Source organism: Fictibacillus sp. 26RED30 (genome assembly GCF_015903845.1).
GTDB lineage: Bacteria > Bacillota > Bacilli > Bacillales > Fictibacillaceae > Fictibacillus > Fictibacillus phosphorivorans.
Genome location: NZ_JACZDV010000002.1, coordinates 437,576 through 456,909, shown reverse-complemented (window position 1 = coordinate 456,909; position 19,334 = coordinate 437,576). Strand labels below are relative to the sequence as shown.

Genomic DNA, 19,334 nt, shown 5'->3' with positions numbered 1-19,334 from the left:
CCGCCCTCCTTAAAAACTCTCATTTTGTTATCTAGTATGGTGAAAAAAGATGCTCCTTAAACGTGATAAGGGAATGAAGTGCTATAATGGCTGTGAGAAAGAGGAGGTTCGTAACATGCTTATACAAAACATTCAATATATGACGGCTTCGGCAGATGGAAAATGGGTTGTTAACACGGGAGACATCCTTATAAAAGATAATAAAATTGATTCAATAGGAAACTTTGAATGCGATGAAACGGTTGAGAAGTTAGACGGAAAAGGGATGCTGGCGCTACCAGGATTAGTTAACGGACATCAGCATACACCGATGTCTCTGTTGCGCTGTTATAGTGATGATGTGACATTGATGACTTGGCTTAATAAAAAGATGCTTCCGCTTGAGATGAAGATGAGTGATGAAGATCGCTATTGGGGTGCACTTCTTTCAATGGCGGAAATGATCAAGAGTGGAACCACATCATACGCTGATATGTACATAGGAATCGATACGATCGGGGAAGCGGCCGTTGAATCGGGCATTCGTTCCGTCATCGCTCGTGGACTTATCGCGATGGATTCGGATTATGAAGGCCGGTTGAAGGAAGCAGAAAATGTTGTAGATCGCTGGCACGGAAAAGGAGACGGAAGGATCACAACGATGATCGCACCGCATTCACCGTATATGTGTCCACCTGATTTCTTGAGAGCAGCTGTGAATCTTTCAAAAGAAAAAAACGTTCCGCTTCATATTCATCTAGCAGAAACGAAAGATGAAGAAAAGATGATTCAAGAAAAGCACGGGCTAAGACCTGTTGAATATTTAAAACAAGCGGGGGTGTTCGATCGTCATGTACTGCTCGCGCATGGTGTTCATTTTAACGAAGCAGATTATGAAACACTAAAAACGGTGCGAGGCGGAATCATTCATAACCCGGTGAGCAACGCGAAGCTCGGGTGTGGGATTAGTGATGTGAAACGATTGATGGATAGCGGTGTGAAGGTTGGTTTAGGAACGGATGGACCAGCGAGTGCCAGCTCTCTTGATCTGTTCTTAGAAATGAAAGCTGCTAGCTGGTTCCAAAAATTGAAGTACGAAGAAGCAGCGGTTCTCAGTGCGCATGATGTGTTATCGATGGCGACTCAGAACGGAGCTGACATCCTTGGAATCGGGGATGAAGTGGGTTCCTTGACGGTCGGGAAAAAGGCAGACCTTCTATTGATGGATATGAACAAGCTTCATCTGACACCGAGTCATGAACCGGCTAACCTTCTTGTATATTCTGCAACAGGACAAGATGTTGATACGGTGATCATCGACGGCAAGATTGTCATGCGTGGCCGTGAGTTGAAGACGATTGATGAAGAAAAAGTAATTGCAAACGCTAAAGAACGAACGAAAGAGCTTTTAGGGCGATTGTAAGCAGAACGGCACCTCGAAAATGAGGTGCTTTTTTTGTTATAAAAATAATTGACATGAAAAATAAAATTATGATATTATAAAATATTTGATTAAAATTGATAGGTGTGGTACTCTTAGAAGGTTAGCAAATCTGGAGGTGGAGTATTTGTTTCAAATTGGCGATAACATTGTGTATCCAATGCATGGAGTAGGTGTAATTGAAGCCATAGAAGAAAAAGAATTCCCCGACGAAAAACAACAGTATTATGTTATAAAAATGTCAGTTAGTAATATGCAAGTTATGATTCCTGCGTGTAAAATTATGAATTCTAGGATACGTCCTGTTACGGAACTCCTAGCATTGAAGCAGATTATGCACGATTTTAAGCATGGAGAATCGGAAACGTTACTGACGTGGAAAGAAAGATATAAAGTTAACACGGACAAGCTAAAAACGGGTGAAATACGCGATGGTGCTGAAGTTGTACGTGATTTAATGCGTATGAAGAAAGAAAAGACACTGAATGCAAGCGAAAAAAAGATGTTGGAAAGTGCATATGGATTTTTAATCAGTGAACTGGAAGTAATCGAAGGGATCACTGAAAACCAAATTAAAAGTTTCTGTTAAGGTTTAACAAAATATATGAGGTGTTAATAACATCTCATAAAAAGTCGTTTCAGAAACATACACTTCTTAAACTTACTTATAGTAACCTCATAATTTCTACAACAATCTAATCCTTGATTATCTATATACTTTCCTCTATAACCTTATAAAGTTTTTTGAAAAATTTCTATCAATAATCACTTGATCGTAGTAATACTGATTCACACTGGCACGGACAAGGAGCCGTAAGGATGGAAGAGAGGTAGGGCTTCCATTGTTTTAGGTATACCTCAGTGACTATTTTGTAGAAGATTTACTTATCCACCTCCACTAGTACTGTTAATTGAATGTAAAATGGGAAAAGCAGCCGAGAGTGGTAGAAGCGGGTTGCTTTTTTTATTCCGGTTAAAAAGTTCAGAAAATTATGTTAAAATAAATAAGGTTTTAATACCACTAAATAAAAGAAGGAGGCCGACGCGTCATGATCATTAAATGGATCAAACTTCGATAATGACAAGTGCAGGCCAAGATGACTCCGTTGAGTACTTATTGCTCTGCGCTTTTCACAAGGCAAAAAATATAATCACGGAGGAAACAATAATGAAACAACAACTTTTAAAAACAAATAAGGTGGATATAAACACAGAAAGCTTCGGTAACCCTAGCGATCCTGCTGTTCTACTCATTATGGGTGCAATGTCTTCGCTCGATTGGTGGGATACAGAGTTTTGTGAGCGTCTTGCAGCAGCCGGGAGATATGTGATTCGGTATGATCACCGTGATCTCGGCCAATCCGTTGTCTATGAACCTGGAACATCAAACTATACGATTACGGACCTTGCTGATGATGCGCTTGGAATTCTAGATGCCTATTCCATAGAGAAAGTGAATATCATGGGGATGTCTCTCGGTGGAATGATCGGGCAGATTATGGCGATCAAGCATCCTGAACGTGTGCTTAGCTTGACGATTCTTGGGTCAAGTGTTTTCGGTTCAGAGCAAGCTGAGCTGCCTCAAATGGATCAGAAAATTTTAGATTTCCATGGAAAAAGTGCTTCTATTAATTGGTCTGACCGAGCAGCCTCTGTTGCTTATTTAGCAGAGGGATGGGCAGTCCTTTCAGGATCCAAGCCTTTTGAAAAGGAAAGAATGTATGCATTGGCAGAAAGAGAATACACGCGTGCCAAACAGATTCAAAGCAGATTTAATTATATGTATCTAGGTGGCGGTGAAGAGTATTTGGATCGTATGAGTGAAATCAATGTTCCTACGATCATCCTACATGGGACAGAAGATCGTGCACTTCCTTTCGAACACGGTCAAGCACTGGCTAAAGCGATTCCTCATGCGGAACTCGTCACGCTCGATGGAACGGGACATGAGCTGCATTCAGACGATTGGGAGATTATTATAGATGCGATTGTAAGGAATAGTTCTGTAGGAAAGTAAGGGTTAAAGACCATGAGCGGGAAGGCTGCTCATGGTTTTTTTATTTTTGAGTAGTGCTGTTTGTCAGGGTGATAGTGTTGGGTAATGGAGTCAATTTTGTCAACTCTCCGATATATGTTCAAAATTCCGATTATTATAGCAAAAAATCGCCCGTGCACGAAACACGGACGAATGGGGCGCCAGAAGGGACACACGAGTCGGTAAAGCGAGGCCGGATTTTCTGGAACGAAAAGCCGGTGCTTTTACACGTGTGACAGAGGCCTATTTATTTTTAGACGTAAGGACAGTAACGATAAGCGAGCTGAAAGCGACCGCGAACATCAACGCCTCAAAGATCGTCAGAGGCATCACCCCCCTTAACTGTAAGCTGCGGATATCCGCAAGATGTCCAGCTTCAGTTTAAAAAAGGGAATGCGCCGACCGTCTGTCCTTCTGAACGCTATCTCCATTATACCACTTAAGTAGTCAGAATAGTCAGTCGAAACAAACGGGGTAATGGAACTATTTTTATTGGTTAAAGATTAAGAAAACAGGAATGTGGTATGGATAAGAAGTGGTTATTTGAAAATAGCTGCATTCTTACAAAAATTGAATTGGAATCTTAGGTCCCAGAATGCTATAATCATTTTGTTTGTAAAATCTCGAAACAACGATGCCTGGCATTTCAAAATATATAGTAGGAGTGAGACCAACATGAGTATTTGGTTTACTGAAAAACAAACGGAAAATTTCGGAATTACGATGAAAATTAACAAAACGTACGTATCTGAGCAAACAGAATTTCAAAAGCTAGATATGGTAGAAACAGAAGAGTTTGGAAACATGCTGATCCTTGATGGCATGGTTATGACTACACAAAAAGACGAGTTCGTTTACCACGAGATGGTAGCACACGTACCTCTTTTCACGCACCCTAACCCGAAGAACGTTCTAGTTGTAGGCGGCGGAGACGGTGGAGTAATCCGTGAAGTGCTGAAGCACCCATCTGTTGAAAAAGCAGTTCTTGTTGAGATCGATGGAAAAGTAATCGAGTATTCTAAGCAATATCTGCCTGAAATCGCTGGTGACTTAGAGAACCCGCGCGTTGAAGTAAAAGTTGATGACGGATTCATGCACATTGCAACGAGCGAAAATGAGTATGATGTAATCATGGTTGACTCAACTGAGCCAGTGGGACCAGCTGCTAAGCTTTTTGAAAAAGGTTTCTATGAAGGAATCTCTAAAGCTTTAAAAGAAGACGGAATCTTTGTTGCACAAACGGACAACCCATGGTTCACGCCTGAGTTGATCTCTCAAGTATTCAGTGATGTTAGTGAGATCTTCCCGATCACTCGTCTTTACACAGCGAACATCCCAACTTACCCAAGCGGACTTTGGACGTTCACGATCGGATCTAAGAAACACGATCCATTAGAAGTACCGGCTGAGCGTTTCCACGATATCGAAACGAAATATTGGACGCCACAACTTCACACAGCTGCGTTCGCGTTGCCGAAGTTTGTGAGTGACTTGATTAAAAAGTAAATCTGTAATAAACTTTGTTGCTTTTGAAAGTGATTGATTTCCGTTTCAGGTGCTTCGCTTTCCGCGGGGCAGGTGGTGAGCCACATTCGTAACGTTTCACTCTTAAGTGTCTCACCTGCCCGCCTGTCCCGCAGGAGTCTCGCACCTTACACTACAATCACTATTCGATGAAGCTTCTTTTGGCGAAAAGGAAGCCCGCAAGCAACAATCAACAAAAACAGTTAAAAAATAAGAAAATTAGGGGCCGTCAAAAGTGAGTTTGAACTTACTTTCGCGACGGTCCCGTATTTTACATAAGGAGTGTAAAATCATGCGTTTTGACGAAGCTTATTCTGGAAATGTTTTTATTTTAAGTAAGCCTGATTATAAGACGGCTGATGCGGTTCTTTACGGTATGCCGATGGATTGGACGGTTTCTTTCCGTCCGGGTAGCCGTTTTGGTCCTGCTCGTATTCGTGAGGCATCTCTTGGTCTTGAAGAGTACAGCCCATACATGGACAAGCACCTTGAAGAAGTGAACTATTTTGATGCAGGAGACATCCCGTTACCGTTCGGAAATCCTCAGCGTTCACTTGATATGATCGAAGAGTACGTTTCAACGTTACTAGCTGACAACAAGTTTCCGCTTGGAATGGGTGGAGAGCACCTTGTGACTTGGCCGGTATTTAAGGCATTGAAGCAAAAGTATGATGACTATGTTGTGATTCATATCGATGCACACGCTGACCTTCGTGAGCAGTATGAGGGAGAAGTTCTTTCTCACTCAACACCGATCCGTAAAGTTTGCGATCTGATCGGTGCGGAAAACGTGTATTCGTTCGGAATCCGCTCTGGTATGCGTGAAGAATTCGAATTCGCAAAAACGAGCGGTATGCACATGTACAAGTTCGATGTAGCTGAGCCGTTAAAAGAAGTTCTTCCAACATTAAAGGGACGTAACGTGTACGTTACGATCGATATCGATGTGTTAGATCCATCTGCAGCTCCAGGAACAGGAACAGCAGAAGCGGGCGGAATCACTTCAAAAGAGCTTCTTGAAGCGATCCAGTTGATTGCAAAAGCGGACATCAACGTAATCGGAGCAGACTTAGTAGAAGTAGCTCCTGTTTATGACCACTCCGAGCAAACGCCGATCGCAGCTAGCAAGTTCCTTCGCGAAATTTTGTTAGGCTGGGTAAAATAATTGAATTGTAGCCCCTGTTTGAAGGCTGTTGTTTGCAGCCGTCGAACAGGGGTTTTTTATTGTGTGTGAATTTTTATTGTGTGTATGTAGGTGTGTCGAATCGCCTTTATTTGCTGAGTTAGACTTAATTGGTATGGATTTTGACTTAATTTTTTCGAAATAGACTTAATTGAACCATACTCCGACTTAATTACTTATCAAACCGACTTAATTGCCATCCGCCACCCCCATCAGACAACATCTAGCAGAGCCCAAACATAAGAAAAACGGCCTCGAATCATCGAGACCGGCGAATGCTTAAGCTAATTCTTCAACTAATTTTTCTTTTTTGATGTATTTTGCAAACAAAATCGCTTCTACCACGAAATAAACCATTGATCCGATGCATACATACGTCCAGATTTCTTGAAGCTTGGCGTTTTGCCAAAGATCAAGCAACATGAATAGGGAAGGTAGCGTTAATGTTACCCAAGACTGAACGAAAGCGACTCTCCCGATATAGTTTTCGTATGGTTTTTTAAGTGCGGACGACAAGAAGAACAGAAACCAAAGGAACGCCCACAACACCCACGTTAGGGCGTTTACTACGTCATTTTCTTGAACGTAAAACACAAGTGCATAAACGATAGCCATCATCGATACCCACAGGGAGTACCAACCGAGGCCGCTGGAATCGAAGCCTTTTAAAATCGTTACCCCAAGATAGAGGTAAGTGAAACCAAACAAGAAGACAGCACCGTTATTGAACATCGACCAGTTGGATCCATCGGATGTAATAATAAGATAGATCGGTGTGATGACTTGAAGCAATCCGACTAATATATTAAAAAACGCGACACTTTTTTCTTCAGCTTTTCCGAGCAACATTAAGCTGTTTAAGAATAAAGCTCCACCTGAAAACAGCAAACCTATAGCACCCATAATTATTCCCTCATTACTCTATAAGATAGTTTTTAGAGGTCAGACCTCTTACATTAATCAAATATAGTAAATTCTTAAGTGTAAAGCAATGGAAATCTGAAGAAAAATAGTAGGAAGGAACTGACTTAAACTGTTTTTAGCTAAATTTGTCGAAATTTGTTATATCATTAAGTCTTTTTTGCTATAGTTACAGTAGAGAATTAGATGGATAAAGGGGGGACAATTAGAATGACAGCGATTTCAAAAGAGATGGAGTATTTTCAAACGTTCATCGATCAGCTTTCTGAAGCCGTAGTGGTTGTGGATCAGAATGAAGAAATAACAGGAGTGAATCAACATTATTTGGATCTTACAGATCAGGCAGCTTTTGAAACGGGAAAGTCGATGGATGAAATCCTTTTACGTCATTCAGATGGTGACGAAGGAACATTACTTGCTGTAAATGGCTTTATTTCAGTAAAAGTTAGTGAAGGGTTTTTGCCGTTTGCTGAAAGTCCGTTCCGCTATTATATCTTGAAAGAACTGCCCGCTGTCGTTCATTCTTGTCAGGAGCCTCTTATGAAAACGTTAATGAACATCGTTCCCGATTTTATCGGTATAAAAGATGGAGATGGGCGTTTTGTGTTTGCGAATGAATTTGTAGGTGAGCTTTTTGAACTGCCAGGGTTTGATTTTACTGGAAAGACTGATGCTGACTTAGCCGAGATCACGCCTAACTTTCGTGAAGTCTTTCAATATTGTATCGAGACAGATGAACAAGTATGGCAGGCGAAAGAGATTGTTCGATGTGAAGAGTTCGTGCCTGCGCGAGACGGAAGCACACGATTTTTTGATGTTTACAAAATTCCAGTGTTTCATCCAGATGGAACTCGAAAGAACTTGCTTGTATTCGGCCGGGAGGTAACGGAAAAGATTGAGTCCCGACAGCTGTTAGAAGAGAGTGAAGCGAGATACAGGCTGTTGGCTGAAAACGCGATGGATATGATCACAACACATAAAGCAGATGGTTCATTTACGTACATTTCACCTGCATCGTTTGCGTTATTAGGAAAAAGACCTGAAGAGATTTTAGGAGATACAGGCTATGGAATGCTTCATCCGGATGACGAAGAGATCTCAAGAAAAGCTCATGAAGATTTAATATCAGGACCGTGCACGAAAACCGTTCCTTTTCGATTACAGCATAAAGACGGGCACTATGTGTGGCTCGAAACTTCGTGTAAAAGCATCACAGATGACACAGGTAAAGTCGTAGAGATCATTGGGGTTACGCGTGACATCTCTGATCGAAAAAAATCAGAAGACTTGCTTCGTCAATCCGATAAGCTTTCAATCGTTGGACAGCTCGCAGCATCCGTTGCTCATGAGATACGAAATCCGCTAACCTCGCTGAAAGGGTTCATTCAATTTTTACAAGAAAGCCAAGAGATCGATCCATCCAACTACTACAGCATCATGGATAAAGAACTGAACCGCATCGATCAGATCATGGGGCAGCTGTTATTGTTGGCAAAACCCCAAGTTCGAACATATAAGAAGACGTGTTTAAAAGAAATCATCGAATTTGTAGAAACCCTTCTACAGCCTGAAGCAATCGTCCAAAATATACAGATCAATACGAGGATCCCTGATGTTATGCCTCATATTCATGCGGAAGAAAATGAGCTGAAACAAGTGCTGATCAACTTATTGAAAAATGCGATCGATTCGATGGATGATGGCGGCGAGATCACGATTCAGGCTCAGATGATGGATAGCCAGATTCATGTATACGTTAAAGATCAGGGTTGTGGAATTCCGAGAAATCGAATCGAGAAAATGTGTGAACCTTTTTATACGACAAAAGAAAAAGGGACAGGGCTCGGTCTGATGATCAGCTCTAAGATCATGAAAGAGCATAACGGGGAACTCCGGTTTAGTAGCATAGAAGGCAAGGGAACCACGGCTAGCATGGTATTGCCTGTGTAATGAACTTGAGCTGATGGTGATTTTTTTAGCTCAAGTTTTTTTTATCGAGGGGATTTGTCGATATATGTAAACTCCCGATATATCTTGAAAAGTTGCCGTATTAAGGTTGAAACTCGCCGAAATATATTAGATTTACGCCGTATTATCTCTATATTTTCTCGAATTCTTTGGAACGACTTCTCCCCAACTACATAAAAAAGAAGCTTCTCACTTCTTTTTGAGTGAAAAGCTCCCTGATTTATTCCCAGTTGTTACACATTCTCCGGCTCAGCTACTTTTACTAGCTGCTTTCCTGTGTTTTCACCAGAAAACAGACCTAAGAATGCATCAATCGTATTTTCAAATCCGTCTACGATGTTTTCGCTATAAGAAATTTTTCCTTCTTTTACCCATTTAGCAAGTTCGATCGCACCTTCTTCAAAATGAGCCGCATAATCGCTAACGATGAATCCTTTCATCAGGGCACTGTTGATCAGAATTTGACTTTGCATACGTGGACCAACATCCGCTTTTTCAAGGTTATAAAGAGCGATCTGGCCACAAACCGGAATACGAGCGCCTTTGTTGATCAATGCGAGTACGCTATCAGAGATTTCACCGCCGACGTTATCAAAATATACATCAACACCGTCTGGACAAGCTGCTTTCAGTGCTTCATATACATTTTCCGTCTTGTAGTTGATCGCAGCATCAAAGCCTAGTTCATCTTTTAGGTAAGAGATCTTTTCATCTGAACCTGCGATTCCGACAACACGTGCACCCTTGATCTTAGCGATTTGGCCGACGATTGTACCAACAGCTCCAGCTGCGCCACTGACAACAACCGTTTCGCCTTCTTGAGGGTTTCCGATATCTAGTAAACCGAAGTATGCAGTTAAGCCAGTCATGCCTAATACACCAAGGTTTGCAGTAAGCGGAGCAAGAGATGGATCTAATTTACGAACTTCAGCATCACTTGCTACGTTGTATTTTTGCCATGCTAAGTTACCGATGACGAAGTCGCCTTCTGATAGTTCGCCTGAACGAGATTCAACAACTTGTCCAACGATTCCACCAGAGATCGGTTCGTTCAATTGAAATGGAGGCACGTAAGATTTACGATCACTCATGCGTCCTCTCATATACGGATCTACCGATAGATAAATCGTTTTTAAAAGCACCTGATTGTTTTCGAGTGCCGGAGTAGAAGCTTCCTCAAAGCGGAAATCAGTTTTTTGCGGAGCGCCTTTTGGGCGATTTACGAGTAAAATTCTTTCGTTTTTCATTTAAGATCCTCCTCATTTCTATTTCATCTTCTCGAGTGTATAATACGTCATTAACGACCCTCATTCCAAATCATCCACTCATGAAAACGTGTTTTTAGGATATATTTACCTATTAGAACTATGAATTTTTAAAAAGACACCCATAAGGTTGAAGGGAAGCAGTGAAATCTTTTATAATAGGTAAGTTAAAGAGGTACATCAAAAAAGGAAGTGTTGTTCGCATGGATCAAGATACGGAATTGTCTGTTGCGCTTTCGATAAGTTCAGAAGTACATTTCAGCGGTGAACAAGAGAAACATTTCACCGAGACAGAAGGTAAGCTCTATAAACGTGGGGACGTCACCTATCTTCAATATAAGGAAGAGATAGAAGGTGCAGGTTCTGTCAATAATGTGATTAAGATAACGCACGCTGGTATTCTGATTATCCGCTCAGGCAGTGTATCTATGAAACAGAAATATTTAATCGGCCAGACTACAAAAGGCATGTACGACAGCCCATATGGCCAGCTTTGGATGGAAACGACTACACATGAAATGAATTTCCGCTGGAATCAGCAAAAACAGACGGGGGATCTCAATCTCGCTTATGAGCTGGTTCTGCAGGGTGAACATACAGGAACACATCGAATCAAGATTAATTTTCAGGAGGCAAAAGCATGAATATCCTTGACCAAGTCAAGCAGCTGTTAAAAGAAGAGATCGAAGAAGCGGTCGTAAAAGCAGGACTCGCTAAAAAAGAAGAATTGCCTGCAGTCGTTCTTGAAGTACCAAAAGATAAAGCGAATGGTGACTTCGCGACGAACATGGCGATGCAACTAGCACGTGTCGCTAAAAAAGCACCTCGCATGATCGCAGACGATCTTGTAGCAAATTTTGATAAAAGTAAAGCATCTATCGCAAAAGTTGAGATTGCAGGTCCTGGTTTCATTAACTTTTACATGGATAACTCATATTTAACAGAGCTTGTACCAACTGTTCTAAAAGCGGGCAAGGATTACGGACGTACGGAGCATGGCGGCGGTAAAAAAGTTCAAGTCGAGTTCGTATCTGCGAACCCTACAGGAACGCTTCACTTAGGACATGCACGTGGTGCGGCTGTTGGTGATACGATCTGTAATATTCTAGACTATGCAGGCTATAACGTTTCTCGTGAGTTCTACATTAACGATGCAGGGAATCAGATCAACAACTTAGCTACATCGATCGAAGCTCGTTATTTCCAAGCGCTAGGTAAGGATAAAGAGATGCCAGAAGATGGTTACCACGGAGCGGATATCATAGAGTTTGGTAAAGATCTAGCTGAAGAGTACGGCGATTCTTGGTTAGAAAAAGAAGAGAGCGAGCGTGTGAGCTTCTTCCGTGAATACGGTCTTACGCGAGAGCTTGAAAAACTAAAAGCTGATCTCGCTGAATTCCGTGTCGATTTTGATGTGTGGTTCTCAGAGACTTCACTCTATCAAAACGGAAAAATTGATGCAGCCCTAGAGAAGTTAAAAGCTAAAGGTGTCGTGTATGAAGAAGAAGGCGCGACTTGGTTCCGTACGACAGATTATGATGATGACAAGAACCGTGTACTCATCAAGAACGACGGATCTTACACATATTTAACACCGGACATTGCGTACCATAACGATAAGTTTGAGCGTGGATTTGAAAAGTTGATCAACATCTGGGGAGCAGACCACCACGGTTACATCCCTCGTATGAAAGCGGCAATTCAAGCGTTAGGCTATGAAAAAGATCAACTTGAAGTGATGATCATCCAGCTTGTTTCTCTGTTCCAAAACGGCGAAAAAGTGCGTATGAGTAAGCGTACGGGTAAAGCTGTAACGCTACGTGAACTGATGGAAGAAGTGGGTATCGACGCGACTCGTTATTTCTTTGCGATGCGTTCTAACGATACTCATCTTGATTTTGACATGGACTTAGCGGTTTCGAAATCGAACGAAAACCCTGTATTCTACGTACAATACGCACATGCTCGCGTATGCAGCATGCTTCGCCAAGGGGAAGAGATGGGTCTTTCTTATGAGGGAGATTTAGATTTAAAGCAGATCGATTCTGAAAAAGAGTTCGAGCTGTTGAAGAAAATCGGAGAATTCCCTGCAGTCATTAATGAAGCAGCGGAAAAGCTATTGACGCACCGTGTAACGAACTATGTTTTTGAGCTGGCATCTGCTCTTCATAGCTTCTATAACGCAGAGCGTGTACTCGACCCAGAAAACAAAACAAAATCACATGCTCGCTACGCGTTGATGAAAGCTACTCAAGTAACGATTGAAAATGCATTGAACATCATCGGTGTAGAAGCACCAGAGCGTATGTAATATATAGGGAAAACCTGTCTTTGGACAGGTTTTTTCTTTTTGAAGAGAGTTTTTATTGGTTTTGTGAGCGATTCCCGGGATTTATGCTCGATGCTGGAGATTTATGCTCGAACCTGTAATTAACGTCCCGACCTCGAACGCATCCAAATCAAAAAAGGAATTCCAAAGCTTTTCTTGAATTCTATTGAAGCACATCCATGCTTAGGAGGTTCCAAAAATGACATCATCTAAAAGTCCTTTTGTTATCGGACAGATTGAAGGGTACTCGAAAGAATTTTCCAACTTAATATCCATGATGGACTACACGAGAGAAACGACGATCTGGGACATTCAAGATCTATCCGTTGAAGAGCTAGATTATCGAATAAACGGAATAGGGAATTCAATCGGCATGCTGCTCGCTCATCTCGTAGCCGTTGAAAAAATTTATCAATTTATCACATTCGACGGCAAAGACCTGCCAGAGGAAGAAATTGAGCGTTATGCAGAAACACTCCAACCTGCACTTGATCTAGGTGAAGCTGCGGCAATCATCCATGGCAATACAGCAGAATTTTATTTAGAAGACTTAAAAAAGACCCGTGAAATTACCTTGCAGCATTTTCAAAAGCTTGAAGATTCATGGCTCTATGAAACAACACCGTGGTGGGGGAATGAACTCGGTAACAATTACTTTAAATGGTTTCATGTATTTGAAGATGAACTGAGTCATCGCGGTCAGATTCGTATTATAAAAAAGCAGTATGAGCTCGCGGCAGCGAAATCTTCTACGCAATCCTAACCCAACGAAAAAAGGGATAATGTAGGGATAACATGCCATATTAATAAGAGATAGGTTTGGAAACTCGTTTGAAAGAGGGGGTACATATATGAAGTTGATCGTATTATCACTAATAACAGGCGCCCTCGTAGGCTTTGTTTTTGCCCTGTTAAAACTCCCGATTCCGGCACCACCCGCATTACCAGGAATCATGGGCATCATTGGTATCTATTTAGGCTATCAAGCTTACATCTGGATGGCAGGTACTTTTCTAAAGTGAGGAAAACATGGCATTAGCCGGGCTGACCTCTGAGTTGCAAATCTATTATGAAAAGCTGGGAACCGGTGCGCCGATCGTTTTTTTACACCCGCCAGGTATGAGTCATCTTGTGTTCAAGTATCAAAGAGAACTAGCGACCGATTATCAGACGATCTTTCCTGATTGTAGGGGACACGGTCGTTCATCAAGTAAAGACAAAGAAACGTTTACGATTTGGGACTTAGCAGATGATGTTGCGTCTCTGTTGGACCACTTATTATTAGAAGAAGCGTATATTTGCGGTTATTCAGCAGGTGGCTCGGTCGCACAAGCTTTTGTTCAAAAATATCCACATCGAACAAAGGGTCTTATTTTGAGTGGCGGCTTTTCTCAAGTTTCTACATTCGCATTGAAAAAGCAGTTTCAAACAGGAATAAGGCTGGTAAAAAATGCACCAGCCCTACTCAATCAGATTCTTGTCAGCACACATTCAAATTCTCCGGAAGATCGAAAAGAAATGTTGTCTTATCATAAGCAGACAGATCCTAAAACGTGTCAGCGGTTCTACCAAGAAAGTCTTTCCTTCCAATGTACGGATCAGCTAAAAGAGTGGCGCTTTCCGCTGTTGTTCATTTACGGGGAACAAGCGGAATATATGCATCCTTACAGAAGAATCTACGCAAAGAATGTTCACCCGAAAGCAAAGTTCGTTCTCTTAAACAAAGCGCTGCATCAGCTTCCGATCAAACATTATGTAAGCTTTAATGCAGAGATTAAAAAATTTATTCCTTGCCTTACATAAGGATGGTTCCACCGCTCATCCTCTTGAAGCCGCGTACTTTCTCTAGCTCAGCAACGAGCTGAAGAACAGCGCGGTCTTTTTGTTTCGCTTCGATCATAACGTCCAGCTCATCTGTGTAATTAGACATCAATTTAAAAAACGGCAGCACATAGTCCTTACTAACGAAATCATGGTGGCTTCTGTAAGCTTTTTCGTCTTTTGGTGAGGAGAGATGAACTTTTGGCGGTCGACCTGTATTCTCCCACGTTTTCACGAACCTCGGCAGCAATTCCTCCAGAGAACCATCGTCATCCGGATTCGCCATGTAATGATGGTAATCAAACATAAGTGGAATGCCTTCATTTTCACAGACTTCTAATGTCTCTTGGGTCGTGAACGTTTTATCGTCGTTTTCAAGCGTCATCCTTGCCTTTACGTCAGACGGGAGAAGTTTAATATTTTCATAAAAACGTTCTAAAGCAGACGGTTTATCACCATAAGCTCCACCGATATGAATATTGATATAGCTTCGGTCCTCGATTCCCATTCCTTTAAGCAGATCAAAATGATATTGCATATCCTTAACAGCATTTACGGTTACCTCTTTACGAGGGCTTGTAAACAGGGTGAACTGATTAGGATGCATGCTCGTTCTGATGTTGTATTTTTTTACGAGCTTCTCGATCTCTTTACATTCTTTCTTCGTCTCCTTCAAAAAATCCCAAGCTGCCTCGGGATGAGTAGCTAAAGGAACGATGGAGGATGACATGCGATGAAGAGGAAACTCGTGCGCGATACAATAATGAAGAACGCGCAGTGTGCGCTCGAGATTGTTTTTCGTGATCGCAAGCAGCTGTGCAGTGCGTTCTTTTTCATCACGTTTTTGATAAGTAGCAAAAGTCATTGTTTTTGCAGGTGAGGCCTCATATAAATTGAGAGCCGTAGATACAAATCCGAAAGATGTTAACATGTTTGGCCCCCTGGTGTTAGTATGTTTTTTTGATTACATGATTGGTGCAGTAGAAAAGAGCATTATGTTTTGCTTCAAAGACAAGTTGATTGGAGTGTAAGGTTGCCGACTCCTGCGGGACAAGCGGTCAGGTGAGACCCTTAAGGGCGCAAAGCGGCAGTCCGAAATGTGGAAGTGACTCGTTCAGCCCTGACAAGCAAAAGTTGAATGGGCTATGAAGGCGCACTTTGCCTTCTTGACTGTTTAACTTTTGACCTCGAGGGGCTAGTCACTGCAACTAGACAGGGGCTCACCGCCTGCCACGGCGGAAAGCGAGCAACCTGAAACGGAAATCAACCACTTTCATATTCTTCATAGCACTTCTCTTACTTTTTTATAAGAATGGCGATAACACAAAACCCACCATTTCTTTAAATCGAACTTTAACGGAACCGCGCGTCTTCTTTAAACGTGCTAGCGTGAGCTTCTCAGAACGTTCAAGATCTGAATCTAGCACCTTCTTAACGACTTGTATCTCAGCTTTATCTGTAAAGATGCAATTTAGTTCATCGTTATAAAAAAAGCTGCGAAGATCAAAGTTAGCGGTACCAATATCGCAGATCGTATCATCAAACATGACGATCTTAGAATGATAAAATCCTTCATGAAACTGATAGATCTCCGCACCAGCTTCTAAGAGAGATTTGACGAAACGATAAGAAGCTTCCTGCACAAATGGATGATCGGGGTTCATTGGAACGAGCAGCTTCACGTTCACCCCGCGATTTAGTGCTGATAAGAGCTCCCTGTTCATCTTTTTACCCGGAATAAAGTAAGGCGAACCTATAAAAATGCTTTTTTGCGCACGTTTTATTTTTTCAAGAAAAAATTGATAACCTCCACGCCCTTTTGAAGGAAGAAGCATCAGCTCACTTGCCCCTTCTTCGTTGAGAAGAGACGGGGTCTTGCTATGAGTCATCTTTTCATTCGTTGAACCGTTCCAATCGTCGATAAATAGCCGCTGTAATTCGATCACAACGTTTCCAGTTAATTTTAAATGATAGTCGCGCCAATCTCCAAACCGTGTGACTCTGCCCATATATTCATTTCCAACGTTATATCCGCCTATGTAGCCGATCTCCGTGTCGATAATTGTGATTTTCCGATGATTTCGGTGATTGATGCGGTACAAAAGGTAAGGAAATTGAGGCTTGTTACTGTATTCAAAATGAACGCCTGCGTCTTTAAGGGCGTGAACGGTCTTTTTTTTCAATCCGTAACTTCCCATGTAATCAAGCAGTAGTCTAACTTCTAAGCCTTGCTGTGCTTTTGCGATCAGTTTCGTGCATAGCTCTTGTCCGAGTTCGTCGTCGCGCAATATGTAGAACTGTATGTAGATCGTACGCCTAGCTTCATCTATGTCTTGAAACAGTGAATCAAAAAAATGAGAACCCGTCGTTAAAAGATGCATATTGCCTGTCGTAGTTACAGGAGGTTCTTCTTTTGCGGTCGTTTGTTTATGTCCTAAATAAAAGTCGATCCAAGCCAAAATCCAGATGGCTATAATCACCAAAACGATCCACACGTTCATCTCCTCCTTTTAAATCAAACTTGTATATAGTATACCCCCACCATATGAAACCACTAAAAAAATTTTTTGAACGGATGTTGACTGAATGCTCATTCATTTATTTTTTATGCTATAATGAAGTCAGAAAATTAATTTCATTTAGAATTATTAAAAGAGAAAGAATTAGGGAATAGGAGCATTGGAAGGGAGAGAGAGCGATGGACGGCTTAATGGTAGCAAACTGGCTTGCATTTCTTTTTGTAACCGCTTACGCACTGTTTTTATTTGCTTATGTTGTAAAAACAAGGTTTGAATTCATCAAGCTCGGCAAAAAAGTAGAGTTTGATCATACGGTTCAAGAACGAATTAAAGCAGTCTTAGTGAATGTATTTGGTCAAAAGAAGCTGTTAAAAGATAAGAAGAGTGGAATTATCCATATCATGTTCTTTTATGGATTCATTCTCGTTCAATTCGGAGCGATTGATTTTATATGGAAAGGACTCAACCCTGGGTCGCATCTGCCTTTAGGCCCGCTTTATCCGGGATTCACGTTTTTCCAAGAAATCGTAACGACGATGATCATGATTGCAGTCGTTTGGGCTTTTTACAGAAGATATGTTGAAAAGCTTGTCCGATTGAAGCGCGGATTTAAATCTGGTTTGGTTCTTCTTTTTATCGGTGGCTTGATGCTTTCCGTGTTAGTTGGGAACGGAGCAGAGATTATCTGGCATGACCTTCCGTACGAGTGGACGGCGCCTATCGCGTCCGTAATCGCAATGGCTCTTGGTTTCCTAGGGAAAACAGGTGCTGCTGTCGTATTCTTTATCTCATGGTGGATTCACTTATTGTTCTTATTAACGTTCTTAGTGTATGTTCCGCAATCAAAGCATGCTCACTTGATCGCAGGTCCACTAAACGTTTGGCTTGGTCGCAAAGATAAAGTAGGAAAGCTTTCTTCGATTAATTTCGAAGACGAGACACAAGAAGTTTTCGGTGTGAATAAGATTGAAGACTTCAATCAAAAGCAGCTTGTAGATCTCTATGCATGTGTAGAGTGTGGCCGTTGTACGAATGTTTGTCCGGCAACAGGTACTGGTAAGATGCTTTCACCGATGGATATGATCGTTAAACTTCGTGACCATCTAACGGTAAAAGGAGCGGCGGTTACATCTCGGACACCTTGGATGCCAGCGTTCGCTTTCTCGAACACAACAGGCAACCAGATCGCTTTTGAAGCGAGAGGGAAAGGCGCTGAGGAAACGGCTGCAACAACAGATGGATCATCTGCACTTGCTTATGATGTTGAGATGATCGGTGAAGTTATGACAGAAGAAGAGATCTGGGCATGTACGACTTGCCGAAACTGTGAAGATCAGTGTCCAGTGATGAACGAACACGTTGATAAGATCATCGACATGCGTCGTTATCTTGTTCTTACTGAAGGTAAGATGGATGCAGAAGCGCAGCGTGCGATCAAAAATATCGAGAAGCAAGGGAACCCTTGGGGAATCTCGAAAAAGGAACGCGAGAACTGGCGTGAGCTGAAAGAAGATATCGTGGTTCCGACTGTAAAAGAAAAAGAAAAAGCGGGTCAAGAGTTCGAGTACCTGTTCTGGGTAAGTTCGATGGGAGCTTATGACAACCGTTCACAAAAAATCGCACTTTCTTTAGCGAAGATCATGAACGAAGCAGGAATCACGTTTGCGATCTTAGGAAACAAAGAAAAGAACTCTGGTGATACGCCTCGTCGTCTTGGAAACGAGTTTTTATTCCAAGAGATGGCGAACGCGAACATCGAGTTGTTCCAAAAGCATAATGTTAAGAAGATCATTACGATCGATCCGCATGCGTATAACACGTTCAAAAATGAATACCCTGAGTTTGGCTTAGAAGCAGAAGTTTATCACCATACAGAGCTTTTAGCAGACTGGATCAAAGAAGGAAGAATCAAGCCGAAGTTTGAGGTGAATGAAACGATTACGTATCACGATTCTTGTTACCTCGGCCGCTATAACGAAGTATATGAACCACCTCGTGATATTTTAAAAGCGATTCCGGGTGTGAAGGTTGTTGAGATGGATCGCAATCGTCAGAACGGAATGTGCTGTGGAGCGGGTGGCGGAATGATGTGGATGGAAGAAAAAGCAGGTTCTCGTGTGAACGTTGCACGTACAGAACAAGCTCTGGCTGTAAATCCAACCATGATCGGAAGCGGATGTCCGTATTGCTTAACGATGTTGAGTGACGGAACGAAAGCGAAAGAAGTAGAAGAGCAAGTTCAAACGCTAGATGTTGTTGAAATCCTTGAAAAATCGATGTTTGGCTCACAGAAACAAGAGGTTCTTCAGTAGTTTTCGAGCATGTAAATAAGCTGCCTGCATTTTAGCT

Annotated in this window: 16 protein-coding genes; 12 read left to right on the top strand and 4 right to left on the bottom strand. The window is 41.9% G+C overall.

What is annotated here, in order from left to right:
* The first annotated feature begins 115 nt into the window (after positions 1 to 115).
* The 5 genes from IHV11_RS14955 (at position 116) to speB (ending at position 6,144) form a co-directional block, all read left to right on the top strand.
* A complete protein-coding gene (locus tag IHV11_RS14955; RefSeq protein WP_197195337.1) occupies positions 116 to 1,402 on the top strand; it encodes an amidohydrolase in 1,287 nt (428 codons plus the stop codon).
* A 145-nt stretch (positions 1,403 to 1,547) separates the two neighbouring features.
* Positions 1,548 to 2,009 (top strand): CarD family transcriptional regulator, encoded by a 462-nt coding sequence (locus tag IHV11_RS14950; protein WP_197195336.1) that lies wholly within the window; start codon positions 1,548 to 1,550, stop codon positions 2,007 to 2,009.
* A gap of 579 nt (positions 2,010 to 2,588) precedes the next feature.
* Positions 2,589 to 3,437, top strand: a complete 849-nt coding sequence (locus IHV11_RS14945; RefSeq protein ID WP_197195335.1) for an alpha/beta fold hydrolase — start codon at positions 2,589 to 2,591, stop codon at positions 3,435 to 3,437.
* Positions 3,438 to 4,130: 693 nt separating this feature from the next.
* Positions 4,131 to 4,961, top strand: coding sequence for a polyamine aminopropyltransferase (gene speE, locus IHV11_RS14940; protein ID WP_197190202.1), 831 nt, complete (start codon positions 4,131 to 4,133; stop codon positions 4,959 to 4,961).
* A gap of 310 nt (positions 4,962 to 5,271) precedes the next feature.
* Positions 5,272 to 6,144, top strand: coding sequence for an agmatinase (gene speB, locus IHV11_RS14935; RefSeq protein WP_066399100.1), 873 nt, complete (start codon positions 5,272 to 5,274; stop codon positions 6,142 to 6,144).
* 297 nt (positions 6,145 to 6,441) lie between these two features.
* On the opposite strand, the gene IHV11_RS14930 is transcribed toward speB, so the two are convergent.
* On the bottom strand, positions 6,442 to 7,065 hold the full coding sequence (locus IHV11_RS14930) for an AmiS/UreI family transporter (protein ID WP_197128259.1): 624 nt from the start codon (positions 7,063 to 7,065) through the stop codon (positions 6,442 to 6,444).
* 228 nt (positions 7,066 to 7,293) lie between these two features.
* On the opposite strand from IHV11_RS14930, the gene IHV11_RS14925 reads away from it, so the two are divergent.
* The gene (locus tag IHV11_RS14925) at positions 7,294 to 9,033 is read left to right on the top strand and encodes a PAS domain S-box protein (protein WP_197195334.1); all 1,740 of its coding nucleotides are present in this window, start codon (positions 7,294 to 7,296) and stop codon (positions 9,031 to 9,033) included.
* Between the two features lie 251 nt (positions 9,034 to 9,284).
* Here IHV11_RS14925 and IHV11_RS14920 read toward each other — a convergent pair whose 3' ends face one another.
* Positions 9,285 to 10,298, bottom strand: coding sequence for an NADP-dependent oxidoreductase (locus IHV11_RS14920; RefSeq protein WP_197195333.1), 1,014 nt, complete (start codon positions 10,296 to 10,298; stop codon positions 9,285 to 9,287).
* A 221-nt stretch (positions 10,299 to 10,519) separates the two neighbouring features.
* Here IHV11_RS14920 and IHV11_RS14915 point away from each other — a divergent pair, with 221 nt between their 5' ends.
* The 5 genes from IHV11_RS14915 (at position 10,520) to IHV11_RS14895 (ending at position 14,448) form a co-directional block, all read left to right on the top strand.
* On the top strand, positions 10,520 to 10,960 hold the full coding sequence (locus tag IHV11_RS14915) for a DUF1934 domain-containing protein (protein WP_197128262.1): 441 nt from the start codon (positions 10,520 to 10,522) through the stop codon (positions 10,958 to 10,960).
* On the top strand, positions 10,957 to 12,627 hold the full coding sequence (argS, locus tag IHV11_RS14910) for an arginine--tRNA ligase (protein ID WP_197195332.1): 1,671 nt from the start codon (positions 10,957 to 10,959) through the stop codon (positions 12,625 to 12,627). The genes IHV11_RS14915 and argS overlap by 4 nt, the downstream gene beginning before the upstream one ends.
* Positions 12,628 to 12,844: 217 nt before the next feature.
* On the top strand, positions 12,845 to 13,408 hold the full coding sequence (locus IHV11_RS14905; protein WP_197195331.1) for a DinB family protein: 564 nt from the start codon (positions 12,845 to 12,847) through the stop codon (positions 13,406 to 13,408).
* Between the two features lie 88 nt (positions 13,409 to 13,496).
* On the top strand, positions 13,497 to 13,667 hold the full coding sequence (locus tag IHV11_RS14900; protein ID WP_066399082.1) for a DUF1427 family protein: 171 nt from the start codon (positions 13,497 to 13,499) through the stop codon (positions 13,665 to 13,667).
* Positions 13,668 to 13,674: 7 nt separating this feature from the next.
* The gene (locus IHV11_RS14895) at positions 13,675 to 14,448 is read left to right on the top strand and encodes an alpha/beta fold hydrolase (RefSeq protein WP_197195330.1); all 774 of its coding nucleotides are present in this window, start codon (positions 13,675 to 13,677) and stop codon (positions 14,446 to 14,448) included.
* On the opposite strand, the gene uvsE is transcribed toward IHV11_RS14895, so the two are convergent.
* Both uvsE and cls read right to left on the bottom strand, forming a co-directional pair.
* On the bottom strand, positions 14,441 to 15,397 hold the full coding sequence (gene uvsE / locus IHV11_RS14890; protein ID WP_197195329.1) for a UV DNA damage repair endonuclease UvsE: 957 nt from the start codon (positions 15,395 to 15,397) through the stop codon (positions 14,441 to 14,443). The genes IHV11_RS14895 and uvsE overlap by 8 nt on opposite strands.
* Positions 15,398 to 15,770: 373 nt before the next feature.
* Positions 15,771 to 16,961 carry a cardiolipin synthase gene (cls, locus tag IHV11_RS14885; RefSeq protein ID WP_197195328.1) on the bottom strand — a complete coding sequence of 397 codons (1,191 nt, stop codon included), beginning with the start codon at positions 16,959 to 16,961 and terminating at the stop codon, positions 15,771 to 15,773.
* A gap of 203 nt (positions 16,962 to 17,164) precedes the next feature.
* Here cls and IHV11_RS14880 point away from each other — a divergent pair, with 203 nt between their 5' ends.
* Complete coding sequence (locus IHV11_RS14880; RefSeq protein ID WP_197195327.1) at positions 17,165 to 19,297, top strand: (Fe-S)-binding protein; 2,133 nt, start codon at positions 17,165 to 17,167, stop codon at positions 19,295 to 19,297.
* Positions 19,298 to 19,334: the final 37 nt, after the last annotated feature.